Here is a 26,154-nt window from a genome sequence, read left to right as displayed (position 1 = left end):
TATAGTTATGAAAAAGATTATTTTATTATCGGTTTTAACCTTGCTGGGCAGTATTGTTAAAGCACAAAGAAATTTTGATGATTTTTTTAATCCCCTAAGTTTTGGGCTTGAGCTCGGCGCTGCAACATTGCAAAAACCCTTGGTTTCGGGCTTTATTGCATACAACAAACCGGGTTCTTATCTTAAGTTCAAAATATCTTCCGTAATGCAGGAGAGTTATGAAGTGAATGTAAATGGAGAAGAAACAACTATGCCGGGTTTTTCTGAAGTGGCACTGATGTTAGGTAAGCGGGTTAAAATCAATTCCAATCATAGGATTGAATTTGGAGGGGGCGTAGCACTAATTGCAGATCTGAAAAAGTACGATGAGTCGAATAGTGATACCACAAGGGATAAGATTATACAAAAAAACTCGGTGGGACTTGTTGCTGAGGCCAGGTATATATTCCGTTTTGTTGATGGTGTTGGAATTTCTTTATCAGTGAATGGCAATGCAAACAGGCAAAAAACTTTTGCAACAGCAGGTTTAGGTTTGGTATTCGGTTCTAAAAAGCTTTAATAGTATGCGAAAACATGTTTTAATCTTATTGCTCGTTTGCATTAACGGTTTTGTTTTTGCACAGCAGGATACTTTACACCAAAAAAGGAAAAGCTATTTCGGCCTTGGCTTTAGTCTGGGCGGTGGAGGAAACAGACGCTTCTATGGAGATGTAGATTTTTACCTGCAGAAAAGAAGTAATTATATCGCGCTTAAAACATCAGCTGTAGAACGTATCCGGATTTTTTATTTTGGCGGTTTGCCAGAACCACATATTTCTGACTTTGGTATTTTAGTGGGCAAAAGTTATACTTTTAACCATTACCATTATGTCAAGTTTGGCGCAGGGTTTTCGTTGGTTGATCAGGTAAGTCCCGGTGCATTTCTGTATAACGATTGTAATAGGCCAGGCGGATGCCTTTTCAGTAATAATGTGTATGAAAAGATCAGAAGAAAAACGGTCGGTTTGCCGCTCGAAATGAAATATGGACTGTACTTAGATAGGACAGCGGCTGTTACTGCTGGTTTTTCGGCAAACCTGAACAATCTGCAATCTTTTTATGGACTATCCCTTGGTCTGGTAGTAGGCAGGTTGAAAGATAAAGGGGGCCGCAGGTATTAGGCATAAAGGGCCTTAGCTAGGTGATCCAATTTTTAGTATGTCGGGTTTTATGCATCGCACTGACCATTCATTATAAACCTGATAGAAGCGGTAGCCCGAGCTTTTTCTGCGAGGCTTTAGCGTACAGCAGGACTAACCGTTTTTACTTGCACTTGCTTTCATTTTCTACAAAGTTAGCTGGGCAAATAAGTTTGAATGACTGAATTTTGAATGAGTGAGTGATTTGGATCCTCTAATTCAATCATTCTCTCATTCAATCATTGGACTAATGAAAAGATGCAGCCGGTACTTTAACCTGTTCTGTTACGCCCTGATTACTTTTAATCAACCAAAACGCAAAGAAAGCACCAACCAAAGCCATTGCGGCACCAACATAGGCCGGCGAAGTATAATCGAAACCATATACTAACGGAAGACCACCGAAGAATGCGCCTAAAGCATTACCAATATTAAAACTCGCCTGACTTGCAGATGCAGCCAGCATTTCGGAGCCCTTAGCACTCTGGATCATTAACATCTGTATTGGGGCTGCCAACGCAAAAGATACGGCGCCGGTAACAAAAGTCATAATTAAAGCCAATGGCTGACTTGCGGATACGAAGTGAACAATGGTTAAGGTAACGACCATGGTAAGCAATAAGGCAGCAGATGCTTTTGCAGGTGAAAATTTATCGGCCAGTCGGCCGCCAACATAATTGCCGAACATCATGCCCAAACCTGCCAGCATTAATATATAGGTTACTGCATTTGGCGAAAAGCCTGCAACATCTGTCATTAAAGGGGCAATATAACTGTACCAGGTAAATAATCCACCCGTTCCGATCGAGATCATAAAAATGATGATCCAGGCTTCTCTTTTTTTGAAGAAACTTAATTCGGCTTTTAAATCGCGGTTTTTTGTGGCTTCCAGCGCTGGCAGCCATAATTTTAAACTCAGCAAAGTAACAAGGCCAACAAATACGACAACGGCAAAAGAGATCCGCCAGGAAAAATTGTGACCGATAAAGGTACCCAATGGTACCCCAACAATATTGGCGATGGTTAAACCCATAAACATAAGCGATACCGCCTGAGCAGCTTTTCCCTTTTCGGCTATTCTGCTGGCTACTACCGATCCTACGCCAAAAAATGCACCGTGTGGTAAACCCGAAAGCAACCGGGCAATAAATAAGGTGTCAAAAGTAGGCGCGAACGCAGAGAAGGCATTAAACACGGTGAACATGATCATCAAAGCAATCAATATCATTTTTGGTGGATATTTGCCGGCAATCATGATTAATAAGGGTGCGCCAATTACTACACCTAAAGCGTATGCAGAAATTAGATGCCCTGCCTGCGGAATGGTTACTGCTAAATCTTTTGAGATATCGGGTAGCAGGCCCATCATAACAAATTCTGTTATCCCGATGCCTAAACCGCCTAAAGTGAGTGGGAGCAAGTTCTTGTTCATAGCGTACTTAGTGTTAAATTTACACTATGCAAAGGTAAGGCTTTTTGCTTTAGGAGATTGTAAAAATTAGGCCATTTATGGATAAGAGGGAAGAGGTAGGATGAGAGATTGACGATTCATTGCTAAATTGTTTTATTGTTGATGGTCAGATCGTTAATGGTTTATGGCCAAATGGATGATAGCCAGGTAGCAATGATGTGCATAAGTAGTTATAAGATAATACAGCACCATCAATTATGAACTGGTAGCCGGTTTGCAGTTACCAATGAACGAATGGCAAATGAACTATTGAACTTATAAAATAAAAAAAAGCTTGCCCCACCCTGTGGAACAAGCTTTTTTGGCTCATGTAAAGATTTTCTACTTTGCGCTGCTGTAAGCTAAAATCTTGTTGATGGTTTCATCTTGAGGATTTTTAGCCAGTCTATCTAACTTACCTTTTATTTGATCATAAAATAAGTCGATTTCTGCGTCAGATTCAATATCAGTTCTAGGCTGAAACATGTTAGGTGTAGGTAAATTTACATTTGTTTTTGATGTAGAGGTTTTTGTCATAAGCAAAAAATGTGATAAGTTTTATAAACTTAACGATAGTTCAGATGCTTTATTTCAACCCCTAAAAAATTTTATGTAACAATTTTACTACCCTTTGTAGGTCATCTCCTTTGTTTTAAGCATTTTACGCAAATTACTCAATGCATAACGCATACGGCCTAATGCTGTATTGATGCTTACATCGGTTAAATCTGCGATCTCTTTAAAGCTTAGATCAGCGTAATGACGCATCAGGAGCACTTCTTTCTGCTCATCAGGCAATAAATGGATCATTGCTTTCAAATCTTTATGGGTCTGGTCGCGAAGCATTTTATCTTCTGCGCTCTCATCATAAAAGTGTAGCATATTGAATACATCCATTCCATCAGCACTGGTGATGATTGGTGTTCTCTTTTCTTTTCTGAAATAATCGATAACCAAGTTATGGGCAATACGCATTACCCAAGGCAAAAACTTGCCTTCTTCGTTATATCTTCCCGATCGCAGGGTATTAATTACTTTTATAAAAGCATCCTGAAAAATATCCTCCGCCAGATATTGGTCTTTAACCAACAAGTAGATAGAGGTATAAATTTTACTTTTATGTCTTCTTAAAAGTTCCTGCAATCCATTCTCGTTCCCGGCAATATATACCTTTACCAGGTCCTGATCATTATATGATTGTAAATTCATAGGTTTACCTACACTAAATCCCGTACTATTTGCTAAAAATTAATTTGTAGATGTTTAATTTCTATAGCTTCTCTCCTATGTTTTTTGATGTGTGTTAGTTTGGTTTTGAGGTTGTTAATGTTCAAAGAAAGTTATTTTTTTATCAAAAAGCAAAAAATAAAATGTTAAAAAATAAATTAACCGTCTCAGTACCCTATTTTTGTATGTTCTTAAAACCCTAACCGCATTCTGGGGTTATACATTATATTCGTTACTATACATGAGCAAAAAAGAGGCCGAAAAAGATCCGCATAAAAATATTATCATAAAAGGTGCCCGCGTGCACAACCTCAAAAACATCGATGTTGCCATTCCAAAAAATAAACTTGTGGTGGTAACAGGTATGTCTGGTTCTGGGAAATCTTCGCTTGCATTTGATACTTTATATGCAGAGGGGCAACGCCGATATGTAGAAAGTTTATCTTCTTATGCCCGCCAGTTTATGGGCCGGATGAATAAACCCGATGTTGATTATATTAAAGGTATTGCTCCGGCAATTGCCATCGAACAAAAGGTTATTACTTCCAACCCACGTTCTACTGTCGGTACCTCGACCGAAATTTACGATTACCTCAAACTGCTTTTCTCGCGTATCGGCAAAACCATTTCGCCGGTTTCGGGCAAAGAAGTAAAAAAGGATTCGGTAAGCACGGTGGTAGATTATGTAAATGCCATGCCCGAAGATACAACGGTTACTATTTTTTGCCCGCTGTACCCGCACAATAACCGTACGATTAAAGAAGAGCTGGCTATTTTATTACAGAAAGGATTTTTACGTGTTCTGATTAACGATAAAATAGAAAAGATAGAAGCCGTTTTAGATGATGCCGACTTTAAGGATGAAGCCTTAACGGATGATAAAACCGTTCAGATCCTGATCGACCGTATTGTAACCAACCAGGAAGAAGAAACATTAAGCAGATTGGCTGATTCGGCACAGACTGCTTTTTTTGAAGGTAAAGGCGATTGTTATGTAGAAGCCCAGGGCACAACTAAACATTTTAGCGACCGGTTTGAGCTGGATGGAATAAAATTTGAAGAACCAACGCCGAACTTTTTCTCTTTCAATAACCCTTATGGTGCGTGTAAACGTTGTGAAGGTTATGGAAACGTAATCGGCATTGATGAAGATCTGGTTATTCCTGATAAGAGCAAAAGTATTTACGATAATGCCATTGCCCCCTGGCGCGGCGAAAAAATGAATGTATGGTTGCAGAATTTTATTAAAGCTGCACCAAAATTCGAATTCCCGATTCACCGGCCTTATAGTGCCTTAACAGAAACAGAGCAACGCTTGCTTTGGACAGGAAATAAATATTTTGCAGGTCTGGATGCTTTTTTCAAAGAACTGGAAGAGCAGACTTACAAAATCCAGTACCGTGTAATGTTATCACGTTACCGGGGCAAAACCACCTGTCCTGATTGTAAAGGCTCGCGTTTGCGTAAGGATGCATCTTATGTAAAGATTGCTGAGAAATCGATTATCGATGTGGTGCTGATGCCATTGGCAAAAGCTTTGGTTTTCTTTAACGAGTTGAAGTTAAATGCTAACGATACCAAAATTGCCAAACGTTTATTGGCAGAGATCGATAACCGTTTCCTTTATTTAAATAATGTAGGTTTAGGCTACCTCACCTTAAACCGTTTATCGAATACGCTTTCGGGTGGAGAATCGCAAAGGATTAACCTGGCCACTTCATTGGGAAGTAGTTTGGTGGGTTCTATTTACGTTTTGGACGAACCGAGCATCGGTTTGCATCCACGTGATACCAATAAACTGATCGAAGTATTGATCTCGCTCCGTAATGTAGGCAATACCGTTTTGGTGGTGGAGCATGAAGAAGAAATGATGCGTGCAGCCGATTACATTATCGATATCGGCCCTGAGGCTGGTACCCATGGCGGTAATTTGGTTTTCAGTGGTAATTACGAGGAGATTTTAAAAGATAAAAATAGCTTAACAGGCCGTTACCTATCGGGAATAGAAAAAATTGCCATTCCGGATAAACGCCGTAAGTGGAAAGATCACATCCTGATTAAGGGAGCTAGGGAAAACAACCTGCAGAATATTGATGTGAAGTTTCCTTTAGGTGTTTTTACTGCTGTAAGTGGTGTTTCCGGATCGGGTAAAACCAGTTTGGTTAAAAAAATCTTATATCCTGCACTGCAAAAAGCAATTGGAAACTACGCTGGTGAGCAAACGGGTGCTTATGATGGCATTTTTGGTAATTACGATCTGGTAAGTGCTGTAGAAATGGTCGATCAGAACCCAATTGGCCGTTCGAGCCGTTCTAATCCGGTTACTTATGTTAAAGCATGGGATGATATCCGTGCCTTGTTTTCAGGTCTGGCGTCGGCAAAAGCAGCGGGCTTAAAACCAGCTGCATTCTCTTTCAACGTAGAGGGTGGCCGTTGCGATGTTTGTCAGGGTGAGGGCGAGGTGAAAATCGAGATGCAGTTTATGGCCGATATTTACCTGCCTTGCGAAGCCTGTAACGGAAAACGCTTTAAACAACAGGTTTTAGATGTAACCTATAAAGAGAAAAACGTATCTGAAATTTTGGATATGACTATTGAAGAGGCGGTAGAATTTTTTAAGGATGAACAAAAGATCCTTAATAAATTAAATCCATTGGTTGATGTAGGTCTGGGCTATGTACATTTAGGTCAATCTTCCAATACCTTATCGGGAGGTGAGGCGCAGCGTATTAAACTCGCTTCGTTTTTGATTAAGGGAAACAATGCCAATAAAACGCTGTTTATCTTTGATGAGCCAACAACCGGTCTGCATTTCCATGATATTAAAAAACTGCTAAAGGCGCTGAATACCTTGATTGAACAAGGGAACACGATTTTGGTGATTGAACACAATATGGACATGATCAAATGTGCCGATTGGGTAATCGATATCGGCCCTGAAGGGGGCGATGGCGGTGGTCAGGTGGTATTTGAAGGCATACCCGAAGATTTAGTTAAGGTGGAAAAATCGTACACCGGAAAATATTTAGCATCGCATTTAAATTTAAATCCATAATTTCGGCAATGCTTTTTCTAACGTTTTTCATCGGCATCATTCTCAATGCCATGGGCTATATTCCCCCTGGCAACATTAATCTCACCGTTGCACAGCTCGCCATTAATAAGGGCATGCGGCAGGTTTGGTACTTTATTCTTTCCTTCTCTTGTGTAGAAGTGTTTTTTACCTTTGGGATGATGCGTTTTGCCCGTTGGGCGATGAGCGATATCAATCCGAACGAGGCGGTAAGCGAAGTGCGTTTAAGTACTTTAGTCGATTGTTTTATGATCGTGATGTTTTTGGTGATGGGTACCATTACCTGGAAAAACAGAAAAAAGGTGCCTAAAACAAGTAATACTAAAGAGGATAAACGAAGCGGAAGCGTTTTATACGGGTTAATTTTAGGGGTGCTAAACCCTGTTCAGATTCCATTCTGGTTGTTTTTTGGCAATTATGTAATTTTACACCAGTGGATTGAAACGGATTACCTCTCATTAGTGATTTTTAGTTTGGGCTCGGGCGTTGGTTCTACACTCGCGCTTTACTTATATGCGCATTTTGCAACCTATATTCAGGAGAAGTTTGCCTTGAGTAGCTTAATTATCAATAAATCCATCGCTATATTTTTGTTCGCATTGGCTGCCTACCTGGTTATTAAGCAGGCAATCGTTATTTTTTAATAAATATTCTAATCCAAGGTCTGTGTCCCCACAGACCTTTTTGTTTTTTGTATTTTCTGGATTGGCAGTTTGTTTTTTTGCCACGGAAACACGGAAAGCACGGAACAGGTGCACTTGGTTTATTATCTTTCTCCAAGGTCTGTGTCCCAACGGACCTTTTGTTTTTTTATGTTCTGAATTGGCAGTTTGTTTTTTTGCCACGGAAACACGGAAAGCACGGAACAGGCGCACTTGGTTTATTATCTTAATCCAGGGTCTGTGTCGCCACGGACCTTCCAGTTGGCCTTTATCAAGTATTAATAGGAAGAAATTATTTGTTTTTCTTTATGTGAGAATACTGACTGGGTAATGGTTTTTCGTCTTATTAAGTCCGCTGTAAACGGCTAAGAACAGCTGCAGTTACCAAGCCACCAATAACATACCAGGCTACGGTTAATATTTTTGTCTTATCCGTATGGGTTACCGGCGTATCGTCCAAACCAATTTTATCGGGAATATTTATAGCCCCTAGGCCCGCTGTAAGTCCTGCTAACGCGCCTTTTATATAAATATTTTTTTTGCTGCCAAAGCCTATGGCGCTATAATATAAACCATTGCTCACTATATCGCCAGCAAGAGTGGACAGATAAAGATTGTTCCCACTTGGCGTTTCAAGATTTAAACTTTTCATCGATCTTGACAGGGCTTGTTCGCCTAAAAGATCAATCCTAGGTGCATCTGGATCAATCCGTCTTACACTTTCGTGCAAAATATTTAATGCTCCGGCACCAGCGAAGCCAGCGAGTAATGATTTAAGTAGTTTCATATTATGATAATCGCTGCTACACCTAAATTGTTTTGAAATTGCCAAAATTGTGTAGTCAAAACCAGCCCTTAGGATTGGGGACTATAAAGCTATTGCATTGCCATTAGCTTCGCTGAGCAAGCGTGGTTCCCACCCGCGCGGGAATGACAGACGATTTTGGGATTTGTCATCCTGAATGCAATGAAGGATCTTTCTCCTTTAGTAGTAATAGTAATGAAAAACCAGGGGCAAAGTTCGGTTTTTCAATAATCTAAGGTTTGTGTCCTTACAGACTTTCATGTTGACTTTTATCACCTATTCAATATGAAGAAATTATTTGCTTTCGTTCTGTGAGGACACAGACCGAGGAATAAGCTTAGGGAGATGAACGTGATTTTTGTTATAAAATTGATACACAGATGTGGTTCACTTAACCTAATCATAACATTAAATTTATGTTTAAGAAGCCTGATCATCCTAATATTGGGCTTTGATACAAAACATATCTTATCCTTATGTCTAACAGACGATTTTTTCTGAAAAATAGTTTGGCTGCCGCTGTAGTGGCCAGTATTTCGCCCGTTCTTTCCTCTTTTGCTGAAGAACACACGGCGCCTGCCAGACCGGGCAAAGCTCCTAAATTGCGTTTTGCCATCGCATCCGATGGACATTATGGTCAGCCTGGAACGGAGTACAAATTGCACCATGAGAATATTGTGAAGTGGTTAAATGAATCACACGACAAAAATCCACTCAATTTTGTAATCATTAATGGGGATCTCGTACACGATCGCCCGGAACTATTATCGGAAGTAAAAAAGGAATATTACGATAACCTTAAAGTTCCTTTTTACGCCATTCCAGGTAATCACGATCATGCCGATGCAAAAATCTGGAAATCGGTTTTCGGTTACGAGGACAATTTTTCTTTCGAAAAAAGTGGAGTAGGCTTTGTTTTGGCCAATACTTCTGATACCAAAGGCACTTATTTATGTCCTAACAATGATTTTTTAAAACAGGAACTCGATAAGTTTAAAAACCTGAAAACTGTTTTCGTGGTACTGCATATTCCGCCTCATTTCTGGGTACCCGAAAGTCCTTTTGTAGAATGTCCGGATACGATTAAACTGCTGCACAGTTACACGAATGTAAAAGCGGTATTCCATGGGCATGACCATAGTCTAGATGCCGTTTTTTATACCGATAAACTGCCACATTTTTTTGATGCACATATCGGTGGAAACTGGGGTACAGCCTATAAAGGTTACCGCATTGTAGAGGTTGATGAAAATGATAAGATTCAGACTTATCAGGTAAACGCAAGTCAATCGCCATTATTAAATGAAACCAAATTTTAATTGATAGATCATCGCAATGAAAAAGACAATTTTGATGCTCATTTTTGCTGGTACCGTTTTAAGCTGTGCCGCACAAAAAATAAATGAAACAAAGCCTGAAATGAAAACAGGAACTGATGCCGCTCAGCCCTTCCTGTTTTCGCTGAATACCTTAACCGCAGAAAATCCCCGTTGGAATATCCATTATTCAGGAAGTTATGGCGAAAGAACCAACGGGCAATTTGGTTATGATGGCTTAGGGCAACAGTTTGGTGTTAAGGGGTATTTAGGTAGCAGGCTTACCTTGTATGCTACCGCGGCAATCGGTTTTGCCAATTCTGGCGGAGTAACCTCTGCACAACAGGCTGAAGTAATTAGAGATTTAGTGGGTGGTAAAGGCATAGCTGGTTTTAGGTTAGGTGCTGGTTTAGGTTTAAGCAGGGACTGGTCGAGTGTTGGTTCGGCAATTAGCCGGATTACCGCTTCCTTCGATCAGACAAACTGGCGAATGGCAGGTAACCTTCGCTTTGAAAAAGCTTTTGATAAAACAAGGGATAAGCTCGATTTTATAAGCAGTTTTGGGTATCAGCATCGTGTTTCTAACGTTTTATACCTTGGCTTCGAAGCCTTGGGGCAAGATTTAGAAGGCTTTTGGGAAAAAGACGAGGCAGAAGGCGGTGCAAAGGTAATGATCGGGCCATCAATCAATCTGGAGCCAAACCATTCGAAACTTTCGTTCTCTCTTTCTGGTGGGCCTGTTTTTTATGCAACCCGCAGTCAGGTGATCCCATCAGAGGCTATCCGCGAAATCGGTTCCGTAGCATCTGGTAACGGTTACACCATCAGGGCCCTGGTTAATTTTAATCTTCATCGCTAAGGCACTCCTAAGTCAATTTAAGAAAATGAAAAAATCATATATATTTATATTATTCGGTTTCCTGTTCATCCAAAAAGGATTTGCACAATGGCCAGGCAAAAACGAAAGTACGCTGCAGATTTTACTGCCAAATGGGTGGAAGCTGAGTCCGGCAGGGCATTCGCTGCAATTGGGCGATTTGCCTTTAAACATGCAGCTCAGTGCCTCGGGTAAATATCTTGCCATTACCAACAACGGACAAAGTACCCAGTCGCTGCAATTGCTTGATGCCAAAACAGAAAAGATTATTGATGAAAAAGTGCTAAGTAAATCTTGGTACGGCATTGCTTTTAGTAAAGACGAAAAACACCTGTATGCTTCTGGCGGTAACGACAACTGGATTTTAGATTTTAATATCCAGAACAATAAACTTGGCAAAAGCGATACGATTAAACTAGGTCCCATTTGGCCAAAGGGAAAAATCAGTCCGGCGGGGATTGTTGTAAACAAAAACAACAGTAAGTTATACACGGTAACCAAAGAAGACAGCAGTTTATACATTATCAATCCCACAGAAAAGCAGATCCTGAAAAAAATCCAGCTTCCTGCAATTGCCTATAGTTGTGTTTTATCTGCAGATGAAAGTAAATTATACGTTTCACTCTGGGGTGGAAAATCTGTTGCGGTTATCGATTTAGTTTCAGAAAGCATCTTACAGCGCATTCCTGTTGGCGATCACCCAAATGAACTATTGCTTAATAAAAAAGGAAATATTTTATTCGTAGCCAATGCGAACGATAATACCGTTTCGGTAATCAATACTTCGAATAATAAGGTAATCGAAACCATTGCCACTACACTTTATGCCACGCAGTTAACGGGTTCTACCACCAATGGTTTAGCTTTAAGTACCAACGAGAAGACTTTGTACATTGCCAATGCAGATAATAACTGCTTGGCAGTTTTTGATGTGAGCGAACCCGGATTAAGTTTAAGTCAGGGTTTTATCCCGGTAGGCTGGTACCCAACAAGTGTGAAGGTTTTAGGCTCGAAAATTTTGGTTACAAACGGCAAAGGCAATACACCTATGGCTAACCCTCAAGGGCCACAACCGATTTCTAAAGTCGATAATAGCGGTTACCACATGGGCAGTACGGCCAATAGCCGCCTGCAGTATATTGCCGGTTTGTTTAAAGGAACCTTATCTTTTATTGCTGCACCAAAACCTGAGCAGTTAAAAGCATATACCAAGCAGGTGTATGCCAATACGCCCTTTACCGATAAGCGGACGATTATGGCCGATGGTGAAGCCGGAAATCCTATTCCACGTAAACAGGGCGAAAAATCGCCCATTAAACATGTTTTTTATATCATCAAAGAAAACAGAACCTACGATCAGGTGCTTGGCGATCTGCCAAAAGGAAACGGCGATTCTACATTAACACTTTTCGGTAGAAAAATTACACCTAACCAGCATGCTTTTGCCGAAAACTATGTGCTATTGGATAATTTCTATGTTGATGCAGAGGTAAGTGCCGATGGACACAACTGGAGCATGGCCGCTTATGCTACAGATGTAGTTGAGAAAACATGGCCTACCAGTTATGGAGCACGTGGCGGAAGTACCAGTTTCGAAGGCGGCAGACCCGTTACCTATCCTAAAGGTGGTTTTATCTGGGACTACTGCCAAAGGGCAGGGGTAAGCTACCGCAGTTATGGTGAGTTTGGCGATTATGGTAAGGCAAATATTAAATCGCTGCAAGGCCATATGTGTGCTGCTTCACCAGGTTTTGATATGGATATTAAAGATCAGGTTCGGGTAGATGCATGGCAACACGATTTCGATTCGTTACTGGTTGCAGGTGTAGTACCACAGTTTAATACTTTAAGAATATCTAACGATCATACCAGTGGACAAAAGAAAGGTAAATACTCGCCGCAGGCCGCAGTTGCCGATAACGATCTGGCTGTTGGTCGCATTTTGGAGCATCTATCGCATAGTAAAATCTGGAAAGAATCAGTTGTTTTTATTTTGGAAGATGATGCACAGAACGGACCCGATCATGTTGACGCGCACCGTTCGCCAGCCTATGTGGTTGGCCCTTATGTTAAGCGGAATACACCTGTTCATACCATGTATTCTACTTCCGGATTTTTAAGAACAATGGAACTTATTTTAGGTTTGCCACCAATGAGCCAGTACGATGCTGCAGCCATGCCACTGTATGAATGTTTTACGGCTAAGCCCGATTTTACACCTTATAACGTGATTCAGCCGCTTATTGATTTAGATACACGGAATGTGGCGGTGAATGAAAGCAGCAGACGTTCCGAACTGTTCAATTTTGCAAAAGAAGATTCGGCACCGGATTTGGATCTGAATGAAGTGGTATGGAAATCGGTTAAAGGAGAGCAATCGGTAATGCCAGCGCCCAAACGGAGTGCTTTTGTGATTTTGGAGAAGAAGAAAAAAGATGATGACGATTAATGATCTGTTATGATGATGTTTTAAACAAAAAGGCAATTTTCGATTAGAAAATTGCCTTTTTTTAAATTGATCGTCATTGCGAGGCACGAAGATAACCGAACGAAAGTGAGCTCATGAATGCCTTTAAAAACAACTGCAAAGATGAATAATCTTAAAGCGCTCGCTACTAGCGATAGTTGTAAGATTGCTTTGTTGGCTGAAAAGGCCTCCTCGCAATGACGATTCGTCGCTGGCACATAGCACTAAAGATGCTCTGTCAATAATATTGATTTTTATAAAAGAAATTATCCTTCAGGATGACAAAAAGGATTTCCGCGGCAATCAGGTTTAAAATTGGAGAGATTTGCTACTATTTAAGGTTGGTTAGCATGGCGCAGATAGATGATCGTATTCCAGAATTGTGCAGCCCCAAATAGCATTGCTTACCACGCCACTTAAACCCGATCAAAGTGAGATGCTCCCGATTCTTCATCGGAGCAGGAGCGAGAGCGGGGCGGAATGAACCGAAATGCTACTGTATCTGATTTCCAGAAAACAAAACTGACTCTCCAGCTTTCTGTCAAATTGCTTTGTGCCTTTTAATAGCGACCTTATTTACAATTTCCAATCCGGCCTTTCAAAGTGGCAGGTATAACCGTAAGGGTTTTTCTGTAAATAATCCTGGTGTTCTTCTTCAGCATTCCAGAAATCGGTTTCAGGTACCACTTCAGTTATAATTTTGCCAGGCCATTTGCCAGAAGCATCCAACTCGGCAATTAATGCATTTGCGGTGTTTTTCTGTTCCTCGCTATTGTAAAAAATAGCTGAGCGGTAGGAGGTACCCACATCATTTCCCTGTCTGTTGCGTGTACTCGGATCGTGGATCTGGAAGAAGTACTCTAATAATTTACGATAGGTTAAAACAGTTGGATCAAAAGTAACTTCAATGGCTTCGGCATGTGTGCCATGGTTCCGGTAAGTGGCATTGGGAACATCCCCACCAGTGTATCCAACAACTGTTGAGGTAACACCTGGGTAATGACGGAGCAGTTCTTCTACTCCCCAAAAGCAGCCGCCTGCAAGAATGGCTTTTTCAGTATTCATATATCTTCCTTTTTTATTGATAATAAAGATACGACGAAGATGTGTAAAGGGAAAGTAAAGAAGGGAATGATAAATTACGGGATCGCATTACAAATGCGAATCTCAATAATCCTCGTTACAAACGAGGACTATAAGGGATAAACTGCATAGTGTCATCCTGAGCGTAGTCGAAGGATTGTTTTACTACATAAACTTACATGATCTTATATTCCTTCTATGGTTAAACGGATCCAGGAGTCTTCGACACTTCCCTCAGACTGACAAATTTTGGCAACTGCAAGCTCTTATGTTTTGGAGCGCAAGGCTTCTGCAAACACACTAAATTTCTTCCCGTCTTCCGCTTTTACGCTTTCCCGAAACTTCGGGATGCCTCGTCGCTGCAGGGTAACGCTTCAGCCGGGGCTAAATGGCTAACTCAGTTTTTTATTTGTGAGGTTGCAGGGTGCACAAGCTCTTGTTCCTAAACCCGACAGTAGCGGCAGCCTCCGATTTTTTTTCTATCGGAGCTATAGCGAATGGCGGGATTGCAAACCGCCAAGAACCACAAGCCATTCGTTTCCTAATTTTGAATATACAATTTCGGTCGGTGAGACACTAACCGATAGACGAACCATTCGTTTCCTAATTTCAACATACAAACAATTCGGTTTTCGGTAGGTGAGACACCTACCGATAGGATGAATGAATATGTTCCATTTCGGTCGGTGAGACACCTACCGATAGATTGAATTGCGAAATGCATGGCCTAACCGCCAAGCGCAAAATCCATAAAACTTACATTGTTTTTGCGCGAAGAACTTACAGCAATTCCTTTATCAGCCTTATCGGTAAAGGTAAAACCTTCCAGTTCATCCAGTTTATTAGTGTCTACAACTTTGATAACAGATTCTTGACCGTTAGCAAGCGATTTATCCAGATCAAGAAAGGTCAGTCTCCATTTACGTCCTTCAATCTGGTTTTGGATTAAAACTAAAATACCTTTATCTGCAATCCACTGTAAATTTTGTACCCATGGTGAGCAGGTAAATTTTTTAAAGAGAATTCCCCTTTCACTTGTTTTATCGGCTTTTGATAAGGCTTCGGGATTGTATAACCGTACTTCATTTGCTTTATTACCATAATCGGCTGTTGCTACAAACCATTTGCCTTTGTAATTTACATATTCGGGTCGGGTGCCCTGGATACAGGCATCATCTTCAATACTTTTAATCAGGTTTCCATCTAGCTTTTTGGTCTTTAAAAGGCCTTCCCAGTTAATGCAATTAATTACCGCTTTCCAAACGTTGCCTGCTGCATTTTGCTTTACCGAATTACCCACAAACGTCGGTAAGCCTTTGTGATAGGCAATGCCCGTAGGATGTTTGATGATATTTTCGCCTTTAACGGTAAACTTGTATTCCTTATGCTGATCAATCAAGGAGTCTTTCTGGAGCTGATATTCGCGCATGATGCCCACTTCTCTATCGCCATAAAGAAAATACCTTCCGTTTTGATAAGAAATACCCTGACAGGCACCTAATGAGTCAATTGTAATCGTTTTTGTGATCTTTCCTTCTGTTTTATTGTATCTGGCCACAAAAAACATCACGATCAGTACTAAAATTGGGTTTAATGTTTTCATAAACTAAGGATCTAAAGGTTCATCAAAATCAATTTGTAAAGAAGTTGTATTTAAGTAGAATTCTGATTCGGTATCACTCAAACGTTTTCCGTTTTTATAAGGATAGTAGCCGAGTTCTTTTTTGCAACGCTCGGGGAGCAGATTGGTGATATTATAACTCTGCGATTTTACGGTACAGGCTAAACCAGGTTTATCTACCGGCATCCCGTACCTAAACATCAGCCTTGCACAGTTGCGCAGGTTGGTGGTGGTATGGCGGGCATGCGGCTCCATAATAATGGCACTTTCGGGTATTTGAAGCGTTTCCATCAGGAATTTCTTCATTTCATATGCTTCGCTGAACTTGGCCTTATAGGGATGTACACGTCCGCCCGAAACCACAATAAATGGTGCTATGCCTTTCTGGTATTGCAAGGCCGCTAACCTGCAACGGATCATTCCTCCAGCACTTAGTGCAACGTCTTTTTCTTCCGGACCAGCACCCGGAACCAGGATTACGCTGTAAGGGTATTTCTTCCATTCTGTTTTCTTGATCTGGTTAATCGCCGAAAGGTTTACGCCTTTAGCCATCGGTTCATAATCGGCCGCCTCATTGCGTTCATTCAGTTCTAAAGCTTCCAATGAAAATAACATGGCAGGTTCGAAAAAGAGCTTATTATTGCCCTGCAAGGCTAACCATGCACTGGCCGAAGTAAGTTCTGCAAACGTTTTGTCAGTTAGACTAAAACTGATTGAATCTATTTTGGGGTAGTTGGGCTTGTTTCCTTCTACGTAAACACCAATTGCATAATTTACAGCACTGGCATCTTGTTCCCAGGCTTTAACTAAAAGGGTTCTGTGTTGTTCTTTAGCAAACATGGCATAACAACCTGATGGGATAAGATGATTTTTCACCAAATTTCCCAATGCATTATTTTCTGCATAAAGCAGCGCCAAACGGTTGCCAATATGGGCTATTTCCTCATTGTTGAATTTTAAGGCTTTTGCGTAACAGTTAATAGCTGTTTTGCAGGTTTTAACTGCTTCATTTACCTGTGCTGTTTTTGATTTATAGACGTTGTTGAACGCCGTATCTGTAATCAGCATTTTGCGCAGTTCGGGCAATTGCTGAAAAAGGGAAAGCAGGTAATAATTTTTGTATTGTACTCCATTCCTGGTCTTAATTAATTGATAAGACTGTTGTGGTACATCCTGTGCAGCTAAGCCTTTGCAAAACAGGCAGAGCAAAAGGAAGGGATAGAGGGATTTCATTGAAAAGTTTTGGTAACAAAATTAAAGACAGGCTATTAAATAAAGATTAAGTGGATGTTATACTTTAATCTTCTAGTAAAACGATTTATTTGATATTTAATTAAGCTTAATATTAATTTAAACTACATGTTCTAATTGGTGTGGAGAGTTAACACAGGGGATACATAGTGTTAAAGATACACTTATACTTTTGTCGCCGTAGAACGCTCCACAAATTAACCTGTTAACTATAAAAGGATAAGCCTATGTAAATGTGAAAATCTACGCTTCTACTTAAAACAAAACCCCAATTATATTTCAAAACCATTACTAAGAACAAAAAGATGACATCATTTTTTTTAACCGCAAGTATAAAAAGTGCTTGCAGGAAATTGCTTTTGCCTTTAGGTTTACTGGCCATCTGTAATTCCAGTGCAATAGCGATTAATCATGAAGTAACCGCTTCGGGCTTGCATAATAAAGCATTTGCCACTGTAGGCGGAACAGTTACCGATCAAAATAAACAACCTTTACCTGGTGTAAGTGTTTTCGAAAAGAAAACAAAAAAAACAACTGTTACCGATCCGAATGGTAAATATTCAATTAATGTAGAAGAAGATGCAATTTTGGTGTTTTCTTATATCGGTTACGATAATCAGGAAGTTGCGGTTAACGGCCGTCAAAATATTAATATCACTTTAAAAGAAAGTAGCAATACCCTTAATGAGGTTGTGGCTATTGGTTACCAGAAGATCAGAAAATCGGATGTAACGGGTGCCATCAGCAGTGTTAAAGCCAGCGAAATGAATTTAACTTCTCCCACCGTTGGTCAGGCGCTGGTTGGTAAAGTTGCAGGCGTACAGGTATCGCAAACCAGTGGTGCGCCATATTCGGGTACCAAAATCAGGGTGAGGGGTATCGGGTCCATTAACGCCAGTTCTGATCCCTTATATGTAATTGATGGTTATCCGGCAGGAAACAACGTATCCATCAATCCGGAGGATATCGAAACCATCGACATTTTGAAAGATGCGGCTTCTGCAGCCATTTATGGTTCTAGAGCATCGGGTGGGGTAGTGTTGATTACCACCAAAAGAGGTGCAGATGGAAAAGGGAAGTTTGAGTACGATGTTCAGGGCGGTATTTCTCAATTGGCCAAAAAAGTAAAATTATTGGATGGCAACCAGTTTATCCAACTTTTAATCGACGGACGTAACAATGCCTATAAAGATTTGTGGGTAAACTCGGGCAAAACCTGGAACGATGCGATGTTCAGTGATAACAACACCATACGTATTGCCAATGTAGGCAATGGAAGTAGTGTAAGTATTCCGGCCGATCTTTATAATTTCAGCACGCAACAGGCTATCCCTGCAGCTTATAATACCGACTGGCAGGATGAACTGTACCGCAATGCAGCCTTTCAACGCCATAACCTGTCCTTTTCTGGCGGTACCAAAGATGTAAAATACTTTTTAAGCGGTGGTTACCAGAACAACGACGGTATTGTTACCAACACCAACCAAAAGGTAACCAACTTTAGGGGTAATATTGATGGCAAGGTGAGCGAGCGTTTACATGTAGGTGCAAACATTGCTTACACAAAAAACGATAACAGAGAGGTACAGGAAGGACGTTATAACTTAAGCCCGATGATGTCGGCATTAATTTATTTACCCTATCTGCCAGCGAGAGATGCGAACGGGAACCCTATCCAATTTGGAATGGGTGCATTATCTGCTCAATACGGGATACAAAACCCTGAAAACCCTTTGGCTACAGTTGAACAATTAAAAATTTCCAGAAAGAGCAATAGGAGTAATTATAATGCCAATGCTACTTACAAGATATTAGAGGGGCTTAATTTTAAGGCTAACTTAGGAACGCAGACATACAACGAGAAATATGAGTATTATTTGCCTACCAGCTTAAGCAGTGGCAATACTCCACCTTACTCACCAGAATCGATCAGGGCTGCAAATGCCATAGCACAAACCATAAGCCAGGTAGATCAGCTGGCAGAGTTTACGTTAAATTACAATAAAGCCTTTGGTAAACATAGCATAGATGTTTTAGGTGGTTATTCTACACAGAAAACATCAAGCGATCAGATCAGGGTAGCGGCAAGCGGATTTCAAAATGATTACATTGGTGAAATTACAGATAAAGGAGCGGATGCCGGTTTTTTTACCCTAGACCGCAACAGAACAGGTAAAACAGTTACTACTTTACTTTCTTACTTTGGCCGTTTCAGTTATAATTATGCGGGCAAATACTTTTTAACCGGTTCCTTCCGTCGCGATGGTTCTTCAAGGTTTGGTCCGTTAAACAAGTATGGTGTCTTTCCTTCAATAGCTGCGGGCTGGAACTTATCTGACGAAAGTTTTTACAACAACTTTTTGGGCGAACAATCGAGGGTTAAACTAAGGGCTAGCTGGGGCTTAAGCGGAAATAACAATATCCCGGATTACCGCACGCAGCAAGAGTTAAGCGCACCAGGTGGTGCGGTTTTCGGAAGTGCGATTTCTACCGCCATTTGGCCAAGCAGTATTCAGGATGGACGATTAGGATGGGAATCTACTTCTCAGTTCAACTTCGGTACCGATATCAGTCTGTTCAAAAACCGTGTATCGATCATGGCGAATTACTACTTAAGTTATTCTTTCAACTTATTGTTTAACAAACCACTTTCGGCAATTGCCAGCAGCTCAACAATTTTAACCAATCTTACTGATAGTAAGGTGCGTAATAAGGGTTTCGATTTGCAGATTGATGGCAAAATTATCCAAAATGAAGACTTTACTTTGGGTTTAAGCGGAAACATCGCGGCAAACCGGAACAAGGTTTTAGACCTGGGTGGTAACAGTACGATATTTACGGCCGGTGCAGAGCGTTCGTACATTACACATGTTACACAAGAGGGGCAGCCAATCGGTATGTTTTATGGTTTTAAGGTTTTGGGTAGAATTACGGCCGATAACTTAGGCAAGGTAGCGCCATCAGCTTCTTCTACTAACCCGGCAAAAATCGGCGATTTATATTTTCAGGATACGGATGGTAACGGCATTGTAAACGATGCAGATAAAACAGTAATCGGCACACCATATGCAAAATTCACCTATGGTTTTGCCTTAAACACTTCTTACAAAACGTTCGATTTAAGGGCATCATTTAACGGATCGTACGGAAACCAGGTGCTGGATGGACAGGATTATTACCTGTACAACTTTGAAGGTTCTGGAAACCAGTATGTTGATGTTGCCGATCGTTACAGAAATGAGGCCAATCCTGGCAGTGGTTTAAACTACCGTGCATCGCGTGCGGGTACGCAGAGTAACAGTACCCGTTTATCGTCATTTTACATCCAGGATGGCTCTTATTTCAGATGTACTAATATTACTTTAGGCTACAGTTTTCCAAAGCAACTGGCCAATACACTTAAGGTGAGCAATATCCGTGTTTACGCCAGTGTAGATAACGCCTTTACCATTACCGATTATAAAGGTTATAATCCTGAAGTAGATTACAGTGCGGGCAATAACCTTGCTCCTGGTGTAGATTATGGGAACTATCCATTGGCAAGAACCTATAACCTTGGTCTCAAATTGACTTTTTAGAACTAAAGAAATGAAAAAACATATTTATAAAGTATTGGCCATTAGTGCAATTTTAAGTTTGGGTGCCTGTAAGAAAGATTTTCTAAATCAAAGTAACCCCAACGCCATTGCTGTAGAAAACTATTTTAAAACAGAAAATGATGTGTTGCTGGCTGTAAATGGTGTTTACCAATCGCTTAGAAGCAGCAATACCTTGGGCGAGAACAGCGGTCTGTTTACTGATGAGCGCTCGGACGATGCGGGCAGGAATGATAACCAGAGTAACGCCGGTGAGCCATTTCAGTTTAATGATTTTTCGCTCCTGCCCAGTAATTCTTATTTAAGGAGCCATTGGCTGGCACTTTATGAGGCCATTGGCAGAACCAATGTTGTACTGACAAACATTGATAAAGTTTCTTTTGCTAATGCGGCCACCAAAGAAAACTACAAGGCAGAAGCCAAGTTTATCAGGGCGATTATGTATTTTGAACTGGTTAGGAAATGGGGACCGGTACCCGTGGTAACCAAGCAGCTTAGCACAGCCGATGAGGTAAAAGAGAATACATTTCGTGTTCCTGAAGCCGATGTATACAACCAGATTGTAAACGATTTAAAAGATGCCCTTAACAGCACATTGCCGAATTTCCAAACAGGAGCGAACATAGGTAGAACCTCAAAAGCGGCAATAAACGCCTATTTGGGTAAGGTTTATTTAACAATGGCAGGAACATTGCCAGCAAATAAAACCGAAAACCTAAGCAACGCCAATATTTATTTGATGGTAGCTTACAATATGAAAGCTTTCGGAAGTCTATCAGAAATTCCATATACAGATGTTTTTGATGTGGCGAAAAAAGCGACCTGTAAAGAGCTGATTTTTCAGATTTCAAATAAGCAGGGCGATATTAGTTTTAGCTCGAGCATTGCAGCAAACAACCAGGCCAAAGGCGAAACCATCAATTCGCTTAAACCTTCTACAGGGATTGGTGGCAATGTAAAACTCGATCTGATCAATGAATATGAAACAAGTGATTTAAGAAAAGATTTCTCGGTTAAATTTGCTAATGATCCCATTGTAAAAGACTGGTTTATCACCAAATTCCGCGATGCGAGCCAATTGGCAACCAATGCGGGTTATGGAGGCAACGACTGGATTTTGATGCGCTATGCCGATGTAATATTAATGCTTGCAGAAGTAAATATGCTGCAGGGCAACGATGCGGTGGCCATTCAATATTTAGATATGGTTAGGGCAAGGGCTGGAATGCCATTATACGCTGTAGCCAAGACAGACGCTACTTACGCAGCAAAATTCCCGACTTTAAAATTGGCTATTTTGCACGAACGTAGGGTAGAGTTTGCTTTTGAACACCAAAGGTGGTTTGATTTAATTAGGAATTTTACTGCTGCGGAGTTGGTTACTTACTTAAAAGCTAAGCCACAGTCGTCTTATGGGATTGCCAAGCTGGCTAATGTAACCTTAAAAGACAGGTATTATCCTATTCCTTTTGATGAAGTGAAATTAGATCCTGTTAAAATGTACCAGAATCCGGGTTACTAAGCGGGTTGGAAATATATAAGAAAAGCGGGCTGATCATTGATCGGTCCGCTTTTTTAGTTTTCAGTTAGGAGTTTTCAGTTCTGGGCGTGCAGTTGATATTAATCGTCATTGCGAAGAAGGCTTTTTCAGCCGACGAAGCAATCTTTATAACAGGGGTCATTAGCATGAAAGATTGCTTCGTCGTTCCTTCTCGCAATGACGATTCATCGCAATAATTATCCCGCAGGATGACAATTGTTATAAATTAACTTCCATATAGCTTTTTAAATCTGCGAAAATCTGCTGATCTGCGGGAACCCTTTTTTATACTCCCGCTGATTTAAGATGATAAACGCAGAATCCGGTTGGCAGTTTACAGTGGCTGGGTTTATGCTTGCAGTTGATGGAATTATAACAACAGTTGATAGTTCTATCAGCGCAGTGAATAACTTTATACCTGCAATGACTAGGTTTATGCTTGCGGATGACAGAATTATGAAAGCAGTTAATAGTTCTATCAAAGCAGTAAGCAACATTATACTCGCAGTTCGTAGGTTCATCTTTGCAGTTAGCAGTTCTATCAACGCAGTTAACAACTTTATACTCGCAGTTCGTAGGTTTATCCTTGCAGTTAACAGTTTTATCAACGCAGTTAACAACTTTATCAGAGATGTAGGTAACTTTATTAACGCAGTTAACAACATTATACTAGCAGTTGCTAGTCAAGTAAGCTGGCGTGAATGATTTTTAAAATCTGCGAAAATCTGCTGATCTGCGGGAACCTTTTTTATTCACTCCCGCTGATTAATGGTGATCACACAGATGCTAAAGAGCGGTCGTCATTCGCGCGCATGCGGGAATCTTAATGCAACATAAAAACCCTACTAAGGCATTACGATCCTGCAGCCCCCCTTTTTTATACTCCCGCTGATTTAAGATGATAAACACAGAATCCGGTTGGCAGTTTACAATTAACCAATTTAGACAGTTAACCGATTAGCCCATATCATTAAATAACATTCCGTGTAATTTTTCCTTTGATAATATAAAGTGCCTGGATGTTTTTTTTACGGATTACGGTATCGCCTTTAAAATTTGGATTTGAAGAGCGGAGGATTAGTTTGGTATTATCAGCGTGCTGAAAAATTAGCTTTATGGTGCGTAAACTGTTACTATCTGCATCCGTCATCACCACATATGCTTCGCCCCACTGTAGAATTTCGTAATTGGTAATTTCTTTTATGGCTATAATTTCGCCTGCGGCATATTTGGGGTACATGCTATCGCCATAAACCGGTAAATAGGCCGTACAATCGTTAAAAGGGAGGTAATTTACCAGGTATTCTGCCCGTTGTTCTTCTACCAGGAGATCTTTAGCATCCGATAGACTCATATCGAAATAAGGAACACCCTCTTTACTTTCGCTAACGCCAGGTTTCTTTTTAAAAAACGGTTCGCCTGTTCCGTTTTCAAGCCATGTTAAATTTACGTCGAATTTAAGTTCGAGTTTATCTTTAATGGCGTTTGATACTCTTAAGCCATCTTTCCCTCTCATTATATCAGACAAGGAGCCGGGCTGAATATTCAATGCATCCGCAAAAGCTTTTTGAGTTTTGAAATTCAATAAATCCATTAATAATTTTAATCTCTGATTTTCAGTCATTTGCGCTTATGTTGAAAGAAATTCTACTATAAGTTAGAATTTCTGTTGTTGTTTTGCTAAATTTGTTAGTGTTGCTAAGATAATAATTTAAAACTATACGCTATGGAAGGGAACTTAAATTTTAAAAAAGAAACTATGGCTTTTATTGATGCCATTGAAAACTTTTTTTTATCAGATGGTGTAGGCCATCATTTAAATTTTTTAAAAAACTGGGTAAACCCATCTCAAAACGAATTCGATTATTTGCCGCAAAAGCACCCTGCAAAGCTATTGGGTTTTTATGAAAAACTTGTGCCGCTGTTTGATTATTCGGATTTAATTTTTAACCGGATTGAAGCTGATACTGCTTTTGTAAAAGCGATTGAGCTTGATGAATGTAATTTGGAACGCGAATCGGTTGTGCTAGATTATTGTCCGAAGTTGTTGAGCAAGGGCGAAATGAAAAATCCAAAATTTACTTTTTTAGATATTTTTATCTTCTTTGAATCGGATAGCTATAAGATGGTTTACAAGGAATGGTTACTGGCCGGATTGGAAAATAAGCTCGATCTGGATTGGGATCAGTATGTTGCCGCGTTTTACCAGAATACCATGAAAATGCTGGAGGCCTGTTGGCTCATCCACGAAAGGCTCGTCACTAAAAATAGTTTTAAAAGCATCGATCGTTATTACCATATGGCCATGTTCGAAAGTACATCGCCTTTGGCTTTCGATCAGGAATTATTTGATGATCCATTTAAAGCAATTGAATTTTTCTTTAGTTTGGATAATCTTGCAGGGCACAAAACATACCTGAAAAAATGGTATAAAATGGCCTTATCAGAGGAACACCGTTTAAGTGATGTTGCCGATTATTTTTTCCTGTATAACCAGTTTACGAAATTGCTTAACGCAGGTTATTTAATTGCAACCAAAAAACTGATTTATCAGGAAGCCTTGTCCGAAGGCTTAATTACTAAGGATCGTTTTATTACAAGCGAAATGTACAACAAAGGCCTCTGTGAAGTAAATACACTACCAGCCGAACACATCGAAAATCCTTATCGCTTTGTAGCGTCTTTTTTCGTTCCTGAAAAAATTAAACAACTGCGTTTAGGCCTTTTAGAATGGTTGTATGCCGCATTTAGTACCGGGAGCAGCATTAAACTGATGGATAAAGAATTTTTATTTGAGCAGTATGAAACCATGCTGATGATCATGGAAGCTTTCTTTCTGATGATCGGTAATCCTTCACTAAGTGATGATATTAAAGATGAAAGGCGGTATTATGCGGAATAAATTCTTAAACCTTAACCATAGTGCCATAAAAGAAGAAAACGTAATGCGCTTATTAAAGGGGATTACGGCTGCGGTACCCATTCAATATATTTATCTCTATAACAATTTTTTTGCAGGTAAAGCGGTGCAGGAAATGCTGATTGTGGTTCAGTTTAAACATGTGCGTATTTTAAACGAATTAACGCCGGTATTAAATATTGTATTCAACGGGCAAACGGAATTCAGTTATCGGGTTTTCCATGTGCACGAGGTTGAGCGGGCTTTGCGAGAGGGGAGTTTGTTTTTTTACTATGCCACTGCTGCGCAAAATTGCTTATTTAGTAAATCTGGAAGTTTTCTTGAATGTGGGGCACCGGAGTTCGTTGCAGATCGGGTGAGCAGCATCTATCAACACGAAACGAATAAGGCCAACAAATTTCTGGCGGGAGCCAATTTCTATTTTAAACGGCGAAATTTCGAGCATTGTGCTTTTATGCTGCACCAGGTTTTCGATTTAATGTACCGGGCCGTTGAAATTTTGGTAATGGGAAAGGATAAAAAAACACACCGCATCAGTGCCCATCAATTGTATGTTAAAGCCTATGTAAAGCCACTTTCTGAGCTGTTTAATGATGATGATGAAGAGCTTTGCTTATTGCATTTGCTTGATGAAGCCTACCTGGCCGTTCGCTACGAAAACGATTATAAAATCAGTGAGCCGGATGTGATGCGACTGTTTGAAAAAGTAGATTTATTGTATGGTGTTGCAGAACGGGTTTATCAGGGGATAATGAATAATCATTTCGATCAGTAGGTTGCCAGAATGTCTTTAAACCCAAAGCCGGTCTCTCCATAACAGGCCATCTGTAGTCCGAAGATCTCTCCTCCGAAGGAGTTCCTTTGGAACACTCCGCGGTGCTTCGGTCGAGAGGACGATCTTTCTATTGGAGTCTGTCGATGGTAGAAGTTAGTATTTAGCTAAAAACAAAGGAGTTGGATGACAGGTTTTGGCGGTTCGTCATTCCCAACTTGATTGGAACCACGCAGTGCTCATGGATACCTCTGAAAAAAGAAAACTTATGAATAATCGTAATGCAAGCGCTTTAAGATTAGCTTCGCTGAGCACT

General features: G+C 40.4%; 20 protein-coding genes. 12 read left to right on the top strand and 8 right to left on the bottom strand.

The window, feature by feature from the left end:
- Positions 1-7 precede the first annotated feature (7 nt).
- Both LQ227_RS05220 and LQ227_RS05215 read left to right on the top strand, forming a co-directional pair.
- Positions 8-559: a hypothetical protein gene (locus tag LQ227_RS05220; RefSeq protein WP_230145725.1), complete on the top strand. Its 552-nt coding sequence runs from the start codon at positions 8-10 to the stop codon at positions 557-559.
- A gap of 4 nt (positions 560-563) precedes the next feature.
- Positions 564-1,160, top strand: coding sequence for a hypothetical protein (locus tag LQ227_RS05215; protein WP_230145724.1), 597 nt, complete (start codon positions 564-566; stop codon positions 1,158-1,160).
- Between the two features lie 265 nt (positions 1,161-1,425).
- Here the strand turns inward: LQ227_RS05215 and LQ227_RS05210 are convergent, their stop codons facing one another.
- The 3 genes from LQ227_RS05210 to LQ227_RS05200 form a co-directional block, all read right to left on the bottom strand.
- Positions 1,426-2,610: an MFS transporter gene (locus LQ227_RS05210; protein WP_230145723.1), complete on the bottom strand. Its 1,185-nt coding sequence runs from the start codon at positions 2,608-2,610 to the stop codon at positions 1,426-1,428.
- Between the two features lie 360 nt (positions 2,611-2,970).
- Positions 2,971-3,165, bottom strand: coding sequence for a hypothetical protein (locus tag LQ227_RS05205; RefSeq protein WP_029279590.1), 195 nt, complete (start codon positions 3,163-3,165; stop codon positions 2,971-2,973).
- Positions 3,166-3,252: 87 nt separating this feature from the next.
- Positions 3,253-3,837, bottom strand: a complete 585-nt coding sequence (locus tag LQ227_RS05200; RefSeq protein WP_029279592.1) for an RNA polymerase sigma factor — start codon at positions 3,835-3,837, stop codon at positions 3,253-3,255.
- Positions 3,838-4,096: 259 nt separating this feature from the next.
- Here LQ227_RS05200 and uvrA point away from each other — a divergent pair, with 259 nt between their 5' ends.
- Positions 4,097-6,910: an excinuclease ABC subunit UvrA gene (uvrA, locus tag LQ227_RS05195; RefSeq protein ID WP_230145721.1), complete on the top strand. Its 2,814-nt coding sequence runs from the start codon at positions 4,097-4,099 to the stop codon at positions 6,908-6,910.
- 8 nt (positions 6,911-6,918) lie between these two features.
- A complete protein-coding gene (locus LQ227_RS05190; RefSeq protein ID WP_029279596.1) occupies positions 6,919-7,572 on the top strand; it encodes a LysE family transporter in 654 nt (217 codons plus the stop codon).
- A gap of 364 nt (positions 7,573-7,936) precedes the next feature.
- Here the strand turns inward: LQ227_RS05190 and LQ227_RS05185 are convergent, their stop codons facing one another.
- The gene (locus LQ227_RS05185) at positions 7,937-8,377 is read right to left on the bottom strand and encodes a hypothetical protein (protein ID WP_230148540.1); all 441 of its coding nucleotides are present in this window, start codon (positions 8,375-8,377) and stop codon (positions 7,937-7,939) included.
- Positions 8,378-8,871: 494 nt separating this feature from the next.
- Between LQ227_RS05185 and LQ227_RS05180 the strand changes: the two genes are divergently transcribed.
- Genes LQ227_RS05180 through LQ227_RS05170 form a run of 3 tightly spaced genes read left to right on the top strand, consistent with a single transcriptional unit; the run spans position 8,872 to position 13,037 of the window.
- Complete coding sequence (locus LQ227_RS05180; RefSeq protein WP_230148538.1) at positions 8,872-9,714, top strand: metallophosphoesterase; 843 nt, start codon at positions 8,872-8,874, stop codon at positions 9,712-9,714.
- A gap of 16 nt (positions 9,715-9,730) precedes the next feature.
- On the top strand, positions 9,731-10,570 hold the full coding sequence (locus LQ227_RS05175) for a hypothetical protein (protein WP_230148536.1): 840 nt from the start codon (positions 9,731-9,733) through the stop codon (positions 10,568-10,570).
- Positions 10,571-10,595: 25 nt separating this feature from the next.
- Positions 10,596-13,037, top strand: a complete 2,442-nt coding sequence (locus LQ227_RS05170) for a bifunctional YncE family protein/alkaline phosphatase family protein (RefSeq protein WP_230148534.1) — start codon at positions 10,596-10,598, stop codon at positions 13,035-13,037.
- Positions 13,038-13,631: 594 nt separating this feature from the next.
- On the opposite strand, the gene msrA is transcribed toward LQ227_RS05170, so the two are convergent.
- The 3 genes from msrA to LQ227_RS05155 all read right to left on the bottom strand — a co-directional run bounded on the left by msrA (position 13,632) and on the right by LQ227_RS05155 (position 16,992).
- Positions 13,632-14,120 (bottom strand): peptide-methionine (S)-S-oxide reductase MsrA, encoded by a 489-nt coding sequence (msrA, locus tag LQ227_RS05165; protein WP_230145712.1) that lies wholly within the window; start codon positions 14,118-14,120, stop codon positions 13,632-13,634.
- Positions 14,121-14,865: 745 nt separating this feature from the next.
- Positions 14,866-15,741 carry a hypothetical protein gene (locus LQ227_RS05160; RefSeq protein WP_230148532.1) on the bottom strand — a complete coding sequence of 292 codons (876 nt, stop codon included), beginning with the start codon at positions 15,739-15,741 and terminating at the stop codon, positions 14,866-14,868.
- A 3-nt stretch (positions 15,742-15,744) separates the two neighbouring features.
- A complete protein-coding gene (locus LQ227_RS05155) occupies positions 15,745-16,992 on the bottom strand; it encodes a YdcF family protein (RefSeq protein ID WP_230148530.1) in 1,248 nt (415 codons plus the stop codon).
- Between the two features lie 323 nt (positions 16,993-17,315).
- On the opposite strand from LQ227_RS05155, the gene LQ227_RS05150 reads away from it, so the two are divergent.
- From LQ227_RS05150 to LQ227_RS05140, 3 genes are all read left to right on the top strand, one after another.
- Positions 17,316-20,588 carry a TonB-dependent receptor gene (locus LQ227_RS05150; protein WP_230148528.1) on the top strand — a complete coding sequence of 1,091 codons (3,273 nt, stop codon included), beginning with the start codon at positions 17,316-17,318 and terminating at the stop codon, positions 20,586-20,588.
- Positions 20,589-20,598: 10 nt separating this feature from the next.
- Entirely contained in the window at positions 20,599-22,128 is a 1,530-nt protein-coding gene (locus tag LQ227_RS05145; protein WP_230148526.1) for a RagB/SusD family nutrient uptake outer membrane protein, read from the top strand.
- 324 nt (positions 22,129-22,452) lie between these two features.
- The gene (locus tag LQ227_RS05140; protein WP_230148524.1) at positions 22,453-22,851 is read left to right on the top strand and encodes a hypothetical protein; all 399 of its coding nucleotides are present in this window, start codon (positions 22,453-22,455) and stop codon (positions 22,849-22,851) included.
- Between the two features lie 265 nt (positions 22,852-23,116).
- Here LQ227_RS05140 and LQ227_RS05135 read toward each other — a convergent pair whose 3' ends face one another.
- The gene (locus LQ227_RS05135) at positions 23,117-23,770 is read right to left on the bottom strand and encodes a LexA family transcriptional regulator (RefSeq protein ID WP_230145704.1); all 654 of its coding nucleotides are present in this window, start codon (positions 23,768-23,770) and stop codon (positions 23,117-23,119) included.
- A gap of 102 nt (positions 23,771-23,872) precedes the next feature.
- On the opposite strand from LQ227_RS05135, the gene LQ227_RS05130 reads away from it, so the two are divergent.
- Positions 23,873-25,048 (top strand): hypothetical protein, encoded by a 1,176-nt coding sequence (locus LQ227_RS05130; protein ID WP_230148522.1) that lies wholly within the window; start codon positions 23,873-23,875, stop codon positions 25,046-25,048.
- Entirely contained in the window at positions 25,038-25,841 is an 804-nt protein-coding gene (locus tag LQ227_RS05125) for a HEPN domain-containing protein (protein ID WP_230148520.1), read from the top strand. The genes LQ227_RS05130 and LQ227_RS05125 overlap by 11 nt, the downstream gene beginning before the upstream one ends.
- Positions 25,842-26,154 lie beyond the last annotated feature (313 nt).

It is taken from the genome of Pedobacter sp. Bi27, from assembly GCF_918698255.1.
GTDB lineage: Bacteria > Bacteroidota > Bacteroidia > Sphingobacteriales > Sphingobacteriaceae > Pedobacter.
The sequence above is the reverse complement of the archived record's forward strand: the minus strand, read 5'-3'. Positions and strand labels throughout refer to the sequence as shown.